The sequence below is a fragment of the Streptomyces sp. NPDC097595 genome, from assembly GCF_044761525.1.
Lineage (GTDB): Bacteria > Actinomycetota > Actinomycetes > Streptomycetales > Streptomycetaceae > Streptomyces > Streptomyces drozdowiczii_A.
In genome coordinates, this window is sequence record NZ_JBIWCN010000012.1 from 100,153 (window position 1) to 114,442 (window position 14,290).

Genomic DNA, 14,290 nt, shown 5'->3' on the forward strand with positions numbered 1-14,290 from the left:
GTTCAGAGCTTCATTTGAGGTTCCGCCGGCCCCGGTCCTCTCAGCGACGGCGCCGCAGCGCCGGGTGGTCCGCGACCACCGTGCACGAGCCCGGGGCGATCTCCGTGAAGCCCGCGTCCCGTACGACCGGCAGCCCGCTCACCGTCAGCTCCGCCCAGCGGCCCGGCTCCGCCGTGGCCACCGAGAGCGGGAACCCGGCCTCGCGCCACGCCTTGCGCTCGGGCTCCGACAGCTCCCACCAGGCGAGCTGCGCCCCGTGCCCTACCTGCGCCATCTCCTTGCCCGCCGACATGCCGAGCTCCGGGTTGAGCCAGAGCACCGGGTGCGCCGGGTCGGGCGCGGCCGGCGGCTCCGGGTCGTCCAGGTCCGTGCCCGACACCTGGAGCTTGGCCAGCTCCTTCGGCCAGCCGTCCAGGGGCACCGGCGGGAAGACCCGCACCTCCGCCTCCTCGCCCGTCACCGTGATCCCGGGCAGGGCCGACGCCTTGCGCCACTCCGCGCCCCGGGCCCGCCGGACCACCTTGCGGATGCGGGCGTCCTGCCAGTCCCGCATCACCCGCGCCCACTCGCCCTCGCCGACCGACCGCTCGTCGGACAGCATCACGAGCACCGCGCGGGCGGCCGTGCGCAGGGCGTCCGTGCGGGCCGGCGGCGCGGCCTTCTCGATGTGCACCACCAACGGCAGTACGTACTGGGGTGCTTCGTCCCGGTCCGTGCGCTCGGACCGGAAGGGGCTGTCCACGGGCTCGGGGGCCGGCTCGGCGGACGGGGACGCGGGGATGTCGTTGCTGCTCACCCGCCTAGTCTGCCAGCCGCCCCGGACACCGTTCTTGGCGGAATGGAAGGCTCCGGGCGAGGATGCCGTCCATGAAGAGCGATCTCTTTTCCAGCGAGCACATGGCCGAGCAGGCGACCGTCCCCGGGATGACGCTGCAGAACGCCAAGTCCATCAAATACGCGGTCAACGGGGAGATGCACGCCCGCCAGGGATCGATGGTCGCCTTCCGCGGGAACCTCCAGTTCGAGCACAAGAGCCAGGGCATCGGCGGCCTCCTCAAGCGGGCGGTCACCGGCGAAGGGCTGCCGCTCATGGCCGTGCGCGGCCAGGGCGAGGCGTGGTTCGCGCACGAGGCCGCGAACTGCTTCATCGTGGAGATGGAGCAGGGCGACGCCCTCACGATCAACGGCCGCAACGTCCTGTGCTTCGACGCGTCGCTCTCGTACGAGATAAAGACCGTCAAGGGCGCCGGGATGACCGGCGGCGGCCTCTTCAACAGCGTCTTCTCCGGCTACGGCAAGCTGGGCCTGATGTGCGACGGGTATCCCATCGTCATCCCCGTCACCCCGGAGCAGCCGGTCTTCGTGGACACGGACGCCGTCGTCGGCTGGAGCGCCCAGCTGAACACCTCGCTGCACCGTTCGCAGAGCCTGGGCTCGATGATCCGGGGCGGTTCGGGGGAGGCCATCCAACTCCGCCTGGACGGGCAGGGGTTCGTGATCGTACGGCCCAGCGAGCTGAAGCCCGAGAAGGCGTCGTCCCACTGAGCACCGGCACGGAGGTCCTGCGGCTGCGGGGAGCCGGCCGGCGGTACGGGCTCACCGGCCCCTGGGTGCTGCGCGGGGTCGACCTCGTCCTGCCCGCGCGCGCCCTCGTCCGCGTCGAGGGCGCCAACGGCACCGGCAAGTCCACCCTGTTGCGGCTGCTGGCCCGGATCGACGCCCCCTCCGAGGGCCGCGTCACGGGCCGGCCGCGCACGGCGTACGTCCCCGAGCGGTTCCCGGCGGCCCTGCCGTTCACGGCCGCCGGGTATCTCGTCCGGATCGGCCGCGTCCACGGACTGCGTGCCTCCGAGGCGGCCGACCGGGCGGACCACTGGCTCACCCGGTTCGGCGCCGCCGCGCACGCCCGGACCCCCCTCGCCGAACTCTCCAAGGGCACCAGCCAGAAGGTCGCCGTCGCCCAGGCGCTCCTCGCGGAACCCGAGCTCCTGGTCTTGGACGAGGCGTGGACCGGCCTCGACACCGAGGCGCGCGACGTGCTGGACCGGGCCGTGGCGGAGCGCGTCGCGGCCGGGGCGACGGTGGTCTACGTCGACCACGACCCGCGCCGGCTGGCGGGCTCGGCCGACGCGGCCTACCGGGTGGAGGGGCTGGGCCTGACCGCCGCCCCGCTCGCGACGGGCCTTGAGCCCCGCGTACGCATCGAGGCCACGGCCCCGCCGGGGACCCCGCTCCCGTCCGAACTGCCCGGCGCTCCCGCGTACACCCTGACCGACGACGGAACGGCCCGCCTCACGGTCCCGGCGGCGCACTCCGACGCCCTGCTCGGCGCGCTGCTGACGGCCCGGCCGCGGTGGCACATCGGGGGCGTGGAACAGGTGCGGGAGCCGGGCGGAGTCCTTCAGCAGCACCGCTCACCCACCCTGGACGGGGACCCCGCACCATGACCGCGCTCATCCGCTACCAGGCCGCCCTGCTCGTCCTGTCCCAGCGCTGGCTGGCCCCGGTTCTGCTCTACCTGGCCTTCCTCGCCGTGGGCATCCGCTCCGGGCAGCCCGTCCTGGACTCGCTCGGCTACACCGCCGCCGGGATGCTCCCGGTCACCGCCTGGCTGGTGCGCGTCTGCGTCACCCAGGAGCCGCCCGCCGCCCGGGCGGTCGTCGCGGCGGCGGCCGGCGGGCAGCCGAAGGCCCATCTGGCGGCCCTGCTCACCGGCCTGGGCGGTGCCGCGCTCCTCGGCACGGCCGCCACCGTCGTGGTCCTCGCGATCAGCGACCCGTCCAGCACGGATCACTCGGTGCGGGTGCCCCTGCCGCCCGCCGGGGCGCTGTGCGGCCGGCCGCTGCTGCACGGGCGCGGCTGGTCCATCGCGGCGACGGCGCTCGTGGCGCTGCTGGCGCTGGTCACCGCCGGATCGCCCGCGAAGTACGCGGTGACGGGCCTGGTCACCGGTTCGCTGACCGGTAGGGTCCACGTGCCGGTGCTGCCGCTGCTGGGGGCCGTCGCCGTGGCGGCCGCCGTGTTCGCGCTCGTCTGCCGGCTCACTTCGGTACGGGGCTGAGTAGGCTCGTACGTATGAGTGAGGAATCGGGGCCCTACTGCGAGACGTCGCCCGCCGAGTCGCCGGAGCGGGCCGAGGGGCCGCCGTACGCCGAGTGCGTGCTGTGCCGGAAGCCGACCGAGTACGCCGAGTCGGTCAAGGGGATCACGTTGTGCCCGGTGTGCGAGTGGCAGGAGGCCCAGCGCACGGCCTGCTCGGGTTGAGGCGCCTCAGCCGCCCATCAGCCGGGACACCTTGACGAAGCGGTAGCCGCGCTTCCGTAGCTCCGGCACGACCTGGCGGACCGCTTCGGCGGTGACCGGCGCCGCGCTGCGGGTGCAGTGCATGACGACGAGCGAACCGGACCGCACCCCGTCGAGCACCTGCTCGACGACGGCGTCCGCGTCCGTCGCGAAGGCGTCGCCGCTGACGACGTCCCACTGCACGGCGGTCACCTTCTCCGGTCCGAGGGCGCGCAGCGTGTCGTCGTCGTAACAGCCGCCGGGGAAGCGGAAGTACGGCACGACGTTGCGGGCGCCGGTCGCCCGGATCGCCCCGAACGCCCGCTGGACCTCCTCGCGCACCGCGCCCTCCTCCACCGTCGGCAGCCCGTAGCAGGGCGTGGTGAACGCGTAGTGGCTGTAGGAGTGGTTGCCGATCTCGAAGAGGGGGTCGGTCCCGATGGAACGGGCCTGGTCCGGGTACTCCTCGGCCCAGCGCCCGGTCATGAACACCGTCGCGGGCACCTTCAGGCGGCGCAGCAGGGCGATCAGTTCCGGGTTGTCGAAGTGCTCGCCGGCCGCCGCGCGCGGCCCCTCGTCGGCCGTCATGTCGGCGTCGAAGCTGAGCGCGACGACCTTCGCGGCGCGTTGCGGCCCGCGCTTGAAGACGGGGGTCCGGCCGCCGGGGCCGGGGGCCATGACGGGGGGCTTGTCGGCGGGCTTTTCCGTGACGTGAGGGGCGGGCGGCCGTTCGACGGCGGTGCGCGTCGGCTGTGCCTGGCCGCAGCCGACGAGCACCGCACCCAACACACCCAGAACGGCCGTCTTATGTGCAAATCCGATCATTTCCGGACGCTAACCGATCGTCCGGAAGCGGTCCCGGGCTGGCGCGCTAGACCGGCGGCGCCCCACGCAGATGGCGCATCAGCTGTTCCAGGGCCGCCCAGCCCTCGGCGGTCTCGCCGTCGCCGAGCGGGTAGTAGTAGCCCGGCCGGCCGCCGGGGCCCAGCCGCACCGGCGCCTCCTTGAGCGGGGTCCGGGAGGCGGTGTCGAGGCCCACCTCGGTCACCTCGGGGGAGCCGAGCGCGAAGGAGTACGGGAGCGGGGGGCGTTCGAAGCGGGGCGGGGCGTTCAGGTCGCGGCGGCCGTGGCCCAGCTGGCAGAGCATGGTCCGCAGCCCGTGCCGGGTCACCAGCTCGTCGGCGAGCCCCGGCAGCGCGTCCAGGGCCGGTGACTCGTCGGGGCCGTAGCCGAGGACGAGGGTGATGTCCTCCTCCACCCCGTCCGGGGTGCGGCTCACCTGGAGGGTGGCGACGGCGGGGTGGTCCGGGCTGCCCACGGCCACCAGCCAGGTGGGCCGGGGCGCGCGCTCGTACGCCAGGTCGGTCAGCCGCCGCCGCGACCAGATGAGCCCTGCGGGCTCCGACGTCCCCCAGCCGGCCGGGGGTGCGCCGGTCAGCGCCTCCCAGGCGGCTTCCAGGGAGCCGCCGAGCACGAGGTCGGCGGTGGGGCGGTGCACGGTCCGGAGCGACACGACGAGCTGCCGCTCACCGGTGGGCCCGGCCTCGGTGAACGCCTCGGCGACCGGGGTCTGCCCGTCCTCGCGCCGGTCCGGGGCGAAGGCGTCGTCCTGCCAGCGGAGTACGGCGCCGGTCAGCCCGTCGTAGTAGCCGCAGCGCTCGTCCTGGACGACCCAGCGCGAGGAGGTGGACTGGAGCAGCAGCCGCGTGGGCAGGGAGAGCGTGCAGTGGGGCGGGGTGACGATCTGGAGCGACCGCTCGCTCTCCACGGTGGCCCGCAGCGCCTCCGTCAGCCAGCTCGTCATGGGGACGACCGGGCGGTCCTGGATGACGACGGCGGCCTGGTCGGTGAGCATGTCGACGGCGGGCTGCGCGGCGGCGGGGGAGGGCACGGCCGTGATGCCCGAGACGTCAACGGGGCTGGCGGCGCCGGTGGTGCCGGGGGCGTCGGCCGGCCAGACCCTGCCGCCGAGCAGCAGCGTGAGCCGCGCGGCGAAGGCCCCGGCCAGCTCCTCGGCCCGGTCGACCCCGGCGGCGGCCCGCGCCTCGACCCACCACCAGGGCCCGTCCCCCTCCGGCGCGGCCTCCGCCCCGAGCAGCCGGACGGCTTCCCCGGGCACCTGGATCAACAGGGGCACCTCGACGGACACGAGCGGCCGCCCCTCGTCGTCGCACAGCTGCACGACGGCCCCGTCCCCGGTGGTCCCCACCCGCAGATCGGGCCCGCCGGCGAGCAACCCGGCCAGCACGGCGAGCGAGTCGGGCATCCGCCGGGTGAGTGCGACGACGTCCTGGGTCATGCGGGGTCCTTCGGGGTCAGGGGGGCGGGGATTCTGGCTAGCCAGGGGGCATCGGCTGTTCCGGCGCATCGCCGAACAGGTAGTCGTACATGTCCCGGAGATATGCGTCCAGTGTCTCCCTGTCGGGGAACTCGACGTCGGTCAGGTCCTCGTATTCGGCGGGCCCGAAACCCTTGTCCGACATGATCTGCTCGAATCCCGTCCGGATCAGGTCCACGTAGGAATCCTTGAAGCTCAGCAGGGTGCGCCGCAGGTGGCCGGTGTTCTCGTACCCCCGCTCAAGGTCCAGGTACACCCGGAAGAAGTTCCTGACGTGCGGGTCCAACAGCCTTACGTCTCCCATTCGCACCTACCGCACCCGTCGCTGCGGAGGGATCACTTGAACCTCGCCGCCACGCGCACTGATCCACGCCTCAAGGTCCGCGCCGCCCACTTCCCGGGAACCCTCGTCGCTGACCACCGTGACCGGCCCGAAGGCCGTGCCGGTGAGGCCGCGTACCAGCGTGGTGTCGTCCATGGTGACCTTGAACGTGTTCTGGAACAGGACGGCGTCCGTCAGGTCCGCGCCCCGCAGGTCCACGTCGTACAGCGAGGCGCCCATGATGCGCGTTCCGCGCAGGCTCGCCCCCGAGGCGTCGACGTCGTGGAGTGACGCCTTGACCATGTCGGCCCCGTCGAGCCGGGCGAACCGGAGCACCGCCCGGTCGAGCTTCGCCCGGACGAGGTCGGCGCCGCCCAGGTTCGCCCCGGCCAGGTCCGCCCCGCTGAGGTCTGCCCGGTAGAGACACACGCCTCCGAGCTCCACGTCCGCAAGCACCGCGTCGATGAGCCACGCGCCGGAGAAGTCGCCGTTCGCGAGACCGGCACCCCGGAAGTCGTGCCCGATCCCGTACAGGGCGTAACTCGTGTCATCGAGCCATTCCCTCACCTGCCGCGCCGCCGCTGGGTCGGCGGGGAACGCGGCCGGCCGCCAGGGGTCCGGTATCTCCGTCACAGCGAACCTTGGAACGCCTCGCGGACTTCCGTCCGCACGCGCTCGACGCGGTCGTGTTCCTGGTCCAATCGGTCCTCTTCCTCGAACTAACCCGGGGGCATCGGCTGTTCCGGCGCATCACCGAACAGGTAGTCGTACATGTCCCGAAGGTAGGCGTGCAGGGTCTCCCGGTCGGGGAACTCGATGTCGGTCAGCCGTTCGTACTCGGCGGGGCCGAAGTTCTCGTCTGCCATGATCTGCTCGAACCCAGAGCGGATCAAGTCAACGTAGGAGTCGCTGAAGCTCCACAACGTGGGCCTCAAGTCGCCCAGGATTTCATATCCGCGCTCAAGATCGAGTTGAGTTCTGAAGAAATTTCTGAAGTCCGGGTCCGCTTGAATCGGCTCGCTCAAGGCGTACCTACCGCCGGTCGGCGCGGCGGGATCACCTGAACCTGCCCGCCACGCGCACTGATCCACGCTTTGAGTTCCGCACCGCCCACTTCGCGCGAGGAGTCGTCGCTGATGACGGTGATCGGCCCGAATACCGTGCCCGTCAAGCCGCGAAGAACCGTGGTTTCGTCGACCTTGATCTCGAAGTAGTTCTCCTTGACCATGGCATCGGACAGGTCGCTGCCCCTCATGTCGGTGTCGAGCAACTCCGCGCCGATGAAACGTGTTCCGCGAAAACTGGCTCCCCGTGCGTCTGCGTCGGACAACGAGGCCCCGACCATGTCCGCCCCGTCGAGCACTGCCGACCGGAGAACGGCCTCATCCAGGTTCGCCTTCACCAGGTCCGCACCCGTCAGGTCCGCGCCTGTCAGGTCCGCCGACCGGAGATCGGCACGGTAGAAGGAAGCTCCGATGAGCCGTACACCGACCAGTACGGCGTCGGTGAACCAGCAATTCGAGAAATCCCCACCCGAGAGGTCAGCGCCCCGGAAGTCCCGCCCCATGCCGTCAAGGTTGTATTCCTCGGAGGCGAGCCACTCACGGAGCTGCTCGGCGGCCGCAGGGTCAACGGGGAGCGCGGCAGGCTGCCAGGGGTCCGGCACGGTGACCGGCGTCTCCGTCACCGCGAGCCTTCGAACGCCTCGCGGACTTCCGTCCGTACGCGCTCGTTGCCGACCGCCGTGAGGTATTCGCCGAACTCCCGGATCTCCGGCCCCTCGGCCCGGTAGACGATGGTGACGGCGTGCTCCAGCGTGCGGGCCGAAGCGCTGACCCGTAGCACGCTCATGGCCAGTTCAACGGACATGGGCCCGTCGACTGGGGCGACGGCGCACGCGAGGTCCACGAGCTGGGTGGCCAGGTCGAACCGCTGCTTCTGGCCGGCGGCCAAGGCGCGCACGCCTCGGCCGATGGCTTCCTTGATCTCGCCAAGTGCCGCCCTGACCGTGGCGCTGTCGATCAGTTCGCCGAGGCGGTCCTCGAAGTACTGCGTGTCGGCGAGCCGCACGAGCGCGCGGAACGCCTCCTCGCGTAGCGCGGCCGTTCCCTTCTCCTCGATCTCGTAGTGGCTCATGTCCACGGCCACCGCAAGTTGAGAGAACGTGCTGTCCACGGAGAACTTCCGGTCGATCGAGAAGTCGTACCAGGGGGTGCCCTCCGGGTCACCGGCCGCCCGGATCACGGCTTCGAACCCGGCCGCCTCGGCCTCTTCGGTCAGATCCCGGCACGCCAGAAACCGTTCCATGGGCGGGGCACCGGGGTCATTCATCACACGGATGAGCCCGGCGATACGGTCGCGTTCCTGATCCACTCGGTCCTCCTCCTCGGACTAACCCGGAGGCATCGGCTGTTCCGGCGCATCGCCGAACAGGTAGTCATACAGGTCCCGAAGGTAGGCGTGCAGTGTCTCCTTGTCCGGGAATTCGATATCGGTCAGCCCTTCATATTCTGCGGGGCCGAAGTTCTCATCTGCCATGATCTGCTCGAATCCGGAGCGGATCAAGTCAACGTAGGAATCGCTGAAGCTCCACAACGTGCGCCTCAAGTCGCCTGTGATGTCATATCCACCCTCGAGGTCGAGTTGAGTTCTGAAAAAGCCTCTGAAGTCGGGGTCCGCTTGAATCGGCTCGCTCAAGGCGTACCTACCGCCGGTCGGCGCGGCGGGATCACCTGAACCTGCCCGCCGCGCGCACCGACCATGTCCGCCCCGTCGAGCACCACCGACCGGAGAACGGCCTCGTCCAGGTTCGCCTTCACCAGGTCCGCACCCGTCAGGTCCGCGCCCCGGAAGTCCCGCTCCATCCCGTTGAGGTTGTAGCAGTCGTTGCCGAGCCACTTCTCCAGCCGACGGGCTGCCGCCGCCTCGGCAGGGAAAACGGCTGGGCTCCAGCTCCGAGGAATATCGGCCAGCATGATCACCTGCGTAACTTGGTAAGGGCGGGGAGTCGCTCACGAGAGGTCTATTCGGGAGGCGTCGGCTGTTCCGGTGCGTCATTGAAGAGGTAGTCGTACATTTCCCGCAGGTAGGTGTGCAGTGTCTCCTTGTCGGGAAACTCGATATTGGTAAGTCGTTCGTATTCCGCGGGTCCGAAATTTTCGTCCGACATGATCTGCTCGAAACCTGAGCGGATCAAATCCACGTAGGAGTCTTTGAAGCTCAACAGGGTGGGCCTCAGTTCGCCGGTGTTCTCGTATCCCCGTTCGAGATCAAGGTGGGCACTGAAGAAGTTCCTGAAGCGCGGGTCTGCTTGGATTTCTCCTGTCGAAGCGCGCCTGCTTCGCTTGTCGGCGATCAGCCCACCGCCGTGTCGGTGAGGTCCGGTCCTCGGCCGTCGACAAGGTCGGGTGCCGCCAGTTCGTATCCCTTGGCGTGTCCGTAATACGTCGGCTCTCCGGGTTCCGGTTCGACGCCGAGCAGCATCACGATCTCTTCCAGTGCCGACGTGAGCCGGGGTGCGTTGGCCGCGTGGATGGCCGGGTGGGGCTCACCCCGGAAATCGCACGGGCCCCAGATGTCGTGGTATACGGAGATCTCGGCCGAAGGGCCGATCTCGTCCGGAGACACCATCAACTCGACGAGCCGGTGCTCGCTCTGCGGTGTTCCCTTCGCGTCGAACCACGTTCCGGATCCCAGTACGAGGATTCCGCCCATCTCGGCCTGCGGATATCCGGCGGGCCGACAGGAACGGAGTGCCTCCGGCAACTTCGGGTCTTCGAGCGAACGCTCGACCAGATCCAGTCGGCTGTGAATACCGAGACCGCCCTTACCGACCTGGAACCAGTTCCATTCGAGGGCGTCCGGCTCCAGAAGGCCGTGCTGCCGGAGAACGGCACTCATGCGTCCCGCCGTCAGCAGTGCGGATTCCAGGCCTGGTTCCACCACGTCGTCCAGGTCCCAGAACCACGAGCCGCTCTCTCTTGGCGCGCGCGTCAGCATAGCGATCGAACTTCCTTAAGGTTTGGCGGCGTTGGTCGGATAAATAGTGACGGAGCCGTCCTTGAACTTTAGCTCGAACGAGGCGTTGGTGCGGTCAGCGGCCCGCTGGACCGCCTGGATCTCGCGTTCCGTGAGTTCGTTCCTGAAGCCCTTGATATCGAGGATTCCGACCTTGACGTCCACCCCGGCGCCGGCGAGCTGCTTCTCCGCGATCTTCTTGACCGCCGACTTGATGCCCGCGACGCTGTCCACGTCCTTGAGCTGAGCACCGTACTCGATACGGCCGTCGGTGCGGACCAGGACATCGAGGTCGAGATTCTTGTCGGGGAGTTTCAACTCGAACTCGATGTTCTTGATTCCCTTGGCCTGCAATTCCGCCGCGTGCTCCATAGCCTGGTGCACTGCCGGAATCATGTCCTTCTGCTTGACCTGGAAAAGAAGGCCCTTGGGGTCCTTGAACATCGGCACGTCCGCGAAGCGGCCACTCGAGATGTAGTCGGCGACAGCCGCCCCGTATTCCGACTTCCTCAGCTGCGTCAGCATGCGGGCCTGGTCCGTCGGAGGGACCTTCAGATCCTTGAGGGCGTCCGTAACGGCGGCTTCCTTGTCGGCGGTCATCACGCCACTGGGCTGCTGCGCCGTGTGATTGCCCTCCAGTATGACGCCCGGCTCGCGCTCCGGCGTTCCGGAACCCCCCTCCGGACCGTTGCCGGTGCCGCCGCCTTCGCCCGAGCCCGGTCCGTCGGTGTCGCCGCCACCCGGTGTCTCGTGCTGGCCGCCGTGGCCCGCCGGCTCGTGGCTTCCGTGGCCGCCCGGCCCGTGTCCCCCGCCGCCGTGTCCGCCGCCCCCGTGACCGGCAGGCGGGTGTGAGCCGCCGCCTCCGCCCGACCCCGTCGGATGCTCCGTCACATGCCCGCCCGTCGACGGAGTCGTGTGGTGCGTCGTCCCCTCCGGCGAGGAGTGCGGCGGCTTCGCGGAGTTCTCCACGCGGCTCGGGCCCCCCGCGCCCTCCAGGACCTTTTCGTGGTCCGGGACGCGCTCATGGGTGTCCGGGAGTTCGTTCTTGTGGGGCTCCGGGACCGGCTCGGTGTCCGGTACGGGGTTGCCGTGCTCGTCGCGGATGACCGCGTCGTCGCCGACCACGCGGGGGTTGCCGTTGTGGTCGGTGTAGTGGAAGCCGGGGGTCTCCGTCGTCGGGTGCGGGGCCGTGCCGGTCGGGGCCGTACGGGCCATGTCGTCCACGCCCGTGGAACTCGTCCGCAGGCTGTCCATCAGGTCGCCGACCTTGATCTTGGTGAGGCCCGCCGCCTTGCCGAGGTAGCTCATCGGGTCGACCAGCGCACCCGCCTTGCCCGCCACCGACGCCGCGTCCGCGACCACGCCCAGCTTGCCGGCCTTGCCCAGCTTCAACAGAGAACCGGAGCCGATGGTCACCACGTTGAACAGCACCGAGCCGAAGGCGCGTGACGGGTCGTGGCCCCATTCGTCCCAGGCGACCAGCGACTTGCCGAAGTTGCGCAGGGCCGCCTTCTGGCGGTCGGTGTCGCTGTGGTCCACCGGGCCGAACATCTTGTCCATCGCCCAGTCGTACGGCGTCATGATGTACGCGCTGATGCCGCCGAAGACGTCACCGATGCCCGACCAGGTCTTCTTGAAGTTGTCCCAGTCGAAGACGTTGACCATGCTGCCGAGGCCCTTGATCGTGCCCCAGACCCCGTCGACGAAGAAGCCCTTCAGCGCACCGCCGACGTTGTCCTTCGTCCACTCCCACGCGGCCCGCCATCCGGTGTACTCGCGCTCGTCCACGGTGCCCCACGGCGTCTCACCCGCGTCCTTGACGTCGTCCGCCTTGAAGCCGTACATACCGGCCTTGTGCGAACCGTCGTCCACGACGAAGTGCGTCCCGCCCACGAGCGCCGTGATCTTGTTGGCCGCGTCGCGTTCGGCGCCCTGGAAGGCCACCCACGTCGTGCCGACCTCGTGGACCAGGCGGGCGTTCTCGTCGATCTTGTCCTGGTCCTGCTGCCAGTCGTCGTCGTCCCTGTTCTCCGCGACGAACCTCGCCGCGTCCTCCCGGAGCCGGTTCATCCTGGCCACCAGCGGCCGGGCCGTCGTCGCGAATCCCGAGAGCGCCCCGCTCACCGACTCCAGCTTGTCCGCGAACCCGTCCGCCTTGTCCCGTACCGGAATCGTGGAGTCGAGCAACTCCTCCTGCTCCGGGGCGTCATAGACCGGGTCCAGCGCCTGGAAGGCCGTGTGGACGTCCTTGCCCGTGGTCCGAATGTCGGAGGCGGTCGTCTTCAGCGTGGCCGCGTGCTTCTCCAGGGCCTCCAGATTGCCGGTGTAGAAGGGGATCTTCGCCAGGTCGATCACTTCTTGGGACCCTTCCCCTTCAGCTCCTCCGGGGTCGGCGCCTTGGAGTACTGCTCCTGCTTGTTCTTCGCCATGTCCAGGTCGCCCGCGAGGTACGCCTCAGTGGCCAGCCGCGCCCCCGTCATGGACTTCGCCGCCCGGACCGGAAGGAACTTGAGGTCGGCGAGCGTGTGCTCCTGGAACTCCTGCAACGCCTGGGCCACCGGCCCGAACGCGCCCCCTTTCGGGACCTCGGTCCCGCCCAGCACCACCGTGCCCGCCGAGGTCGCCGATCCCACCAGGTGCTCGTTGTAGGACGTGAACTCCTTCTCGAACTCCCCGCCCACTTCAGCGGTCTTCTTCAGCACCCGACGAACGCCGTTCGGGTCGATGTCCCACTTGGTCACGGTGCCCCCCCGTCAAGAATCGCTTCCACTGAGCGTCCGGGCGCCCGGCGCGCCGAAGCGCGGGCGCACCGAAGCACACCCCGCCATCCTGCACCGGCACACCCGGATGGATCAAACCCCATGTTGCCGTCTGCAAAGACGCGGCGGGGTGCGCCGCGGTTCCGCTCAGTCCGTCAGCGCCACGGACCCGTGATGGCGAACGTGGTGCCCGGTGTGTAGACATTCACGTACATCGTCCCGTAATCCGGTGCGAACGTGACGCCCGCGAACTCGCCCCACTCCGGCTCCTCGGGCGTCCCGGTGTTCTGCCGGCCGCGCGCCATCGCGTACACCTCGCCGCGCCGGGTCAGGCCGAACACGTGCTGGGCGCCGCCGCCGTCCTCACAGACCATCAGGCCGCCGTCGGGGGCCAGGGTGATGTTGTCGGGGGACTCGCCGGGGAGCTGGAGGTCGGTGTCCGGGCCGAAGACGACGACCAGGGTGAGCCGGCGGCGGTGCGGGTCGTAGCGCCAGACCTGCCCGTAGTGGTCCGCCGCCGAGCCCTCCGCGCTGTGCGCGAAGCTGGAGACGAAGTAGACGCACGAACCGCCCCAGTAGCAGCCCTCCAGCTTCTGGCCGTGCGTGATGCCCTTACGGCCGAAGTCCTGGAAGCGGATAGGGGTTTCGGCGGCCTGCGGGTCCGGTACGGGCACCCACTCGACGCCCTCGAACACCGTCCCGGTCTCCCGCACGGCCGAGAGGTCGGGCACCCCCGGCACCCGCATGGCCTCCAGTCGGCCGCCCGCGCGCAGCGAACCCGTACCGCCCAGCGGCTTCTTCGGCAGGAAGCGGTAGAACAGCCCGAACGGCTTCTCGAACGCGTCCTCCGTCTCGTACACCGTCCCGTCGCGCGGGTCGATCGCGACGGCCTCGTGCTGGAAGCGGCCCATCGCGGTCAGCGGCACGGCACCCGTGCGGCGCGGATCGGCGCCGTCCACCTCGAAGATGTAGCCGTGGTCCTTGGTGTAGCCGTTGGTGCCGGCCTTGTCCTCGGTCTCCTCACAGGTCAGCCAGGTGTTCCAGGGGGTGCGCCCGCCCGCGCAGTTCACCGCCGTACCGGCGATGGCGACGCGCTCCGACAGCACCCGGTTGTGGCCGTCGAGCTCCAGGGCCGTACAGCCGCCCTTGCCCATCGGGTCGTATGTCAGCCCCTCGACCACCGGCACCGGAATCGCGGCGTCCACCCGGTTCTCGTGGTTGCGGACCAGTCGTACATGCCCGCCCCGGGCGGCGAACGCGGCCATGCCGTCGCAGTGGCTGGGCACTTGCCCCTCGCCGGAGCGGAGCGGGTCGCCCTCCCGGGACAGCACCCGGTAGTGGAAGCCTTTCGGCAGGTCGAGCAGGCCGTCCGGGTCCGGCACGAGCGGGCCGTAGGCGTCGTGACCGCGTGCGGCGGAGCTGCCCGCGAAGAGTTCGGTGAACGCGCCGGTGAAGGCGATCGAGACGGCGGCGCCGCCCGCGGCAAGAACGTTCCTCCGGGTGGCGGTGGGACGGGGTGCGGCTGACATGGGCAACTCCCTGCTGGGGGACAGGTGACATGGCTTCGTCAAG

The 14,290-nt window shown here is 70.0% G+C and carries 19 protein-coding genes; 4 read left to right on the plus strand and 15 right to left on the minus strand.

Annotation, left to right across the window (positions count from 1 at the left end; translation table 11 throughout):
- Positions 1 to 40: 40 nt before the first annotated feature.
- On the minus strand, positions 41 to 796 hold the full coding sequence (locus ACIQZN_RS19940) for an aminoacyl-tRNA hydrolase (protein WP_403995310.1): 756 nt from the start codon (positions 794 to 796) through the stop codon (positions 41 to 43).
- 71 nt (positions 797 to 867) lie between these two features.
- Here ACIQZN_RS19940 and ACIQZN_RS19945 point away from each other — a divergent pair, with 71 nt between their 5' ends.
- From ACIQZN_RS19945 to ACIQZN_RS19960, 4 genes are all read left to right on the plus strand, one after another.
- Complete coding sequence (locus tag ACIQZN_RS19945) at positions 868 to 1,545, plus strand: AIM24 family protein (protein WP_403995313.1); 678 nt, start codon at positions 868 to 870, stop codon at positions 1,543 to 1,545.
- Between the two features lie 65 nt (positions 1,546 to 1,610).
- Complete coding sequence (locus tag ACIQZN_RS19950) at positions 1,611 to 2,447, plus strand: ATP-binding cassette domain-containing protein (RefSeq protein ID WP_403995316.1); 837 nt, start codon at positions 1,611 to 1,613, stop codon at positions 2,445 to 2,447.
- A complete protein-coding gene (locus ACIQZN_RS19955; RefSeq protein WP_403995319.1) occupies positions 2,444 to 3,061 on the plus strand; it encodes an ABC transporter in 618 nt (205 codons plus the stop codon). The genes ACIQZN_RS19950 and ACIQZN_RS19955 overlap by 4 nt, the downstream gene beginning before the upstream one ends.
- A 14-nt stretch (positions 3,062 to 3,075) precedes the next feature.
- Positions 3,076 to 3,264, plus strand: a complete 189-nt coding sequence (locus ACIQZN_RS19960) for a hypothetical protein (RefSeq protein ID WP_403995322.1) — start codon at positions 3,076 to 3,078, stop codon at positions 3,262 to 3,264.
- A 6-nt stretch (positions 3,265 to 3,270) separates the two neighbouring features.
- Here the strand turns inward: ACIQZN_RS19960 and ACIQZN_RS19965 are convergent, their stop codons facing one another.
- The 14 genes from ACIQZN_RS19965 to ACIQZN_RS20030 all read right to left on the minus strand — a co-directional run bounded on the left by ACIQZN_RS19965 (position 3,271) and on the right by ACIQZN_RS20030 (position 14,247).
- On the minus strand, positions 3,271 to 4,107 hold the full coding sequence (locus ACIQZN_RS19965; protein WP_403995325.1) for a polysaccharide deacetylase family protein: 837 nt from the start codon (positions 4,105 to 4,107) through the stop codon (positions 3,271 to 3,273).
- 46 nt (positions 4,108 to 4,153) lie between these two features.
- Complete coding sequence (locus ACIQZN_RS19970; protein ID WP_403995328.1) at positions 4,154 to 5,581, minus strand: DUF6177 family protein; 1,428 nt, start codon at positions 5,579 to 5,581, stop codon at positions 4,154 to 4,156.
- A 37-nt stretch (positions 5,582 to 5,618) separates the two neighbouring features.
- Positions 5,619 to 5,924: a hypothetical protein gene (locus ACIQZN_RS19975; protein ID WP_403995331.1), complete on the minus strand. Its 306-nt coding sequence runs from the start codon at positions 5,922 to 5,924 to the stop codon at positions 5,619 to 5,621.
- Between the two features lie 6 nt (positions 5,925 to 5,930).
- Positions 5,931 to 6,575: a pentapeptide repeat-containing protein gene (locus ACIQZN_RS19980; RefSeq protein WP_403995334.1), complete on the minus strand. Its 645-nt coding sequence runs from the start codon at positions 6,573 to 6,575 to the stop codon at positions 5,931 to 5,933.
- 86 nt (positions 6,576 to 6,661) lie between these two features.
- Positions 6,662 to 6,808: a hypothetical protein gene (locus ACIQZN_RS19985; protein WP_403995337.1), complete on the minus strand. Its 147-nt coding sequence runs from the start codon at positions 6,806 to 6,808 to the stop codon at positions 6,662 to 6,664.
- Positions 6,809 to 6,963: 155 nt separating this feature from the next.
- Complete coding sequence (locus ACIQZN_RS19990) at positions 6,964 to 7,629, minus strand: pentapeptide repeat-containing protein (protein WP_403995340.1); 666 nt, start codon at positions 7,627 to 7,629, stop codon at positions 6,964 to 6,966.
- Positions 7,626 to 8,315: a hypothetical protein gene (locus ACIQZN_RS19995; protein WP_403995343.1), complete on the minus strand. Its 690-nt coding sequence runs from the start codon at positions 8,313 to 8,315 to the stop codon at positions 7,626 to 7,628. Before ACIQZN_RS19995 ends, ACIQZN_RS19990 begins: the two co-directional genes overlap by 4 nt.
- 18 nt (positions 8,316 to 8,333) lie before the next feature.
- Positions 8,334 to 8,639, minus strand: coding sequence for a hypothetical protein (locus ACIQZN_RS20000; RefSeq protein ID WP_403995346.1), 306 nt, complete (start codon positions 8,637 to 8,639; stop codon positions 8,334 to 8,336).
- Positions 8,636 to 8,917 (minus strand): pentapeptide repeat-containing protein, encoded by a 282-nt coding sequence (locus ACIQZN_RS20005; RefSeq protein ID WP_403995647.1) that lies wholly within the window; start codon positions 8,915 to 8,917, stop codon positions 8,636 to 8,638. The genes ACIQZN_RS20000 and ACIQZN_RS20005 overlap by 4 nt, the downstream gene beginning before the upstream one ends.
- 47 nt (positions 8,918 to 8,964) lie before the next feature.
- Positions 8,965 to 9,144, minus strand: a complete 180-nt coding sequence (locus ACIQZN_RS20010) for a hypothetical protein (RefSeq protein ID WP_403995348.1) — start codon at positions 9,142 to 9,144, stop codon at positions 8,965 to 8,967.
- Between the two features lie 152 nt (positions 9,145 to 9,296).
- Positions 9,297 to 9,941, minus strand: a complete 645-nt coding sequence (locus ACIQZN_RS20015; protein WP_403995350.1) for a hypothetical protein — start codon at positions 9,939 to 9,941, stop codon at positions 9,297 to 9,299.
- A gap of 15 nt (positions 9,942 to 9,956) precedes the next feature.
- Positions 9,957 to 12,314 carry a hypothetical protein gene (locus ACIQZN_RS20020; RefSeq protein ID WP_403995353.1) on the minus strand — a complete coding sequence of 786 codons (2,358 nt, stop codon included), beginning with the start codon at positions 12,312 to 12,314 and terminating at the stop codon, positions 9,957 to 9,959.
- Positions 12,311 to 12,700, minus strand: a complete 390-nt coding sequence (locus tag ACIQZN_RS20025) for a DUF6507 family protein (RefSeq protein WP_403995356.1) — start codon at positions 12,698 to 12,700, stop codon at positions 12,311 to 12,313. The genes ACIQZN_RS20020 and ACIQZN_RS20025 overlap by 4 nt, the downstream gene beginning before the upstream one ends.
- A 173-nt stretch (positions 12,701 to 12,873) precedes the next feature.
- Entirely contained in the window at positions 12,874 to 14,247 is a 1,374-nt protein-coding gene (locus ACIQZN_RS20030) for an alkaline phosphatase PhoX (protein WP_403995358.1), read from the minus strand.
- Between the last annotated feature and the right edge of the window lie 43 nt (positions 14,248 to 14,290).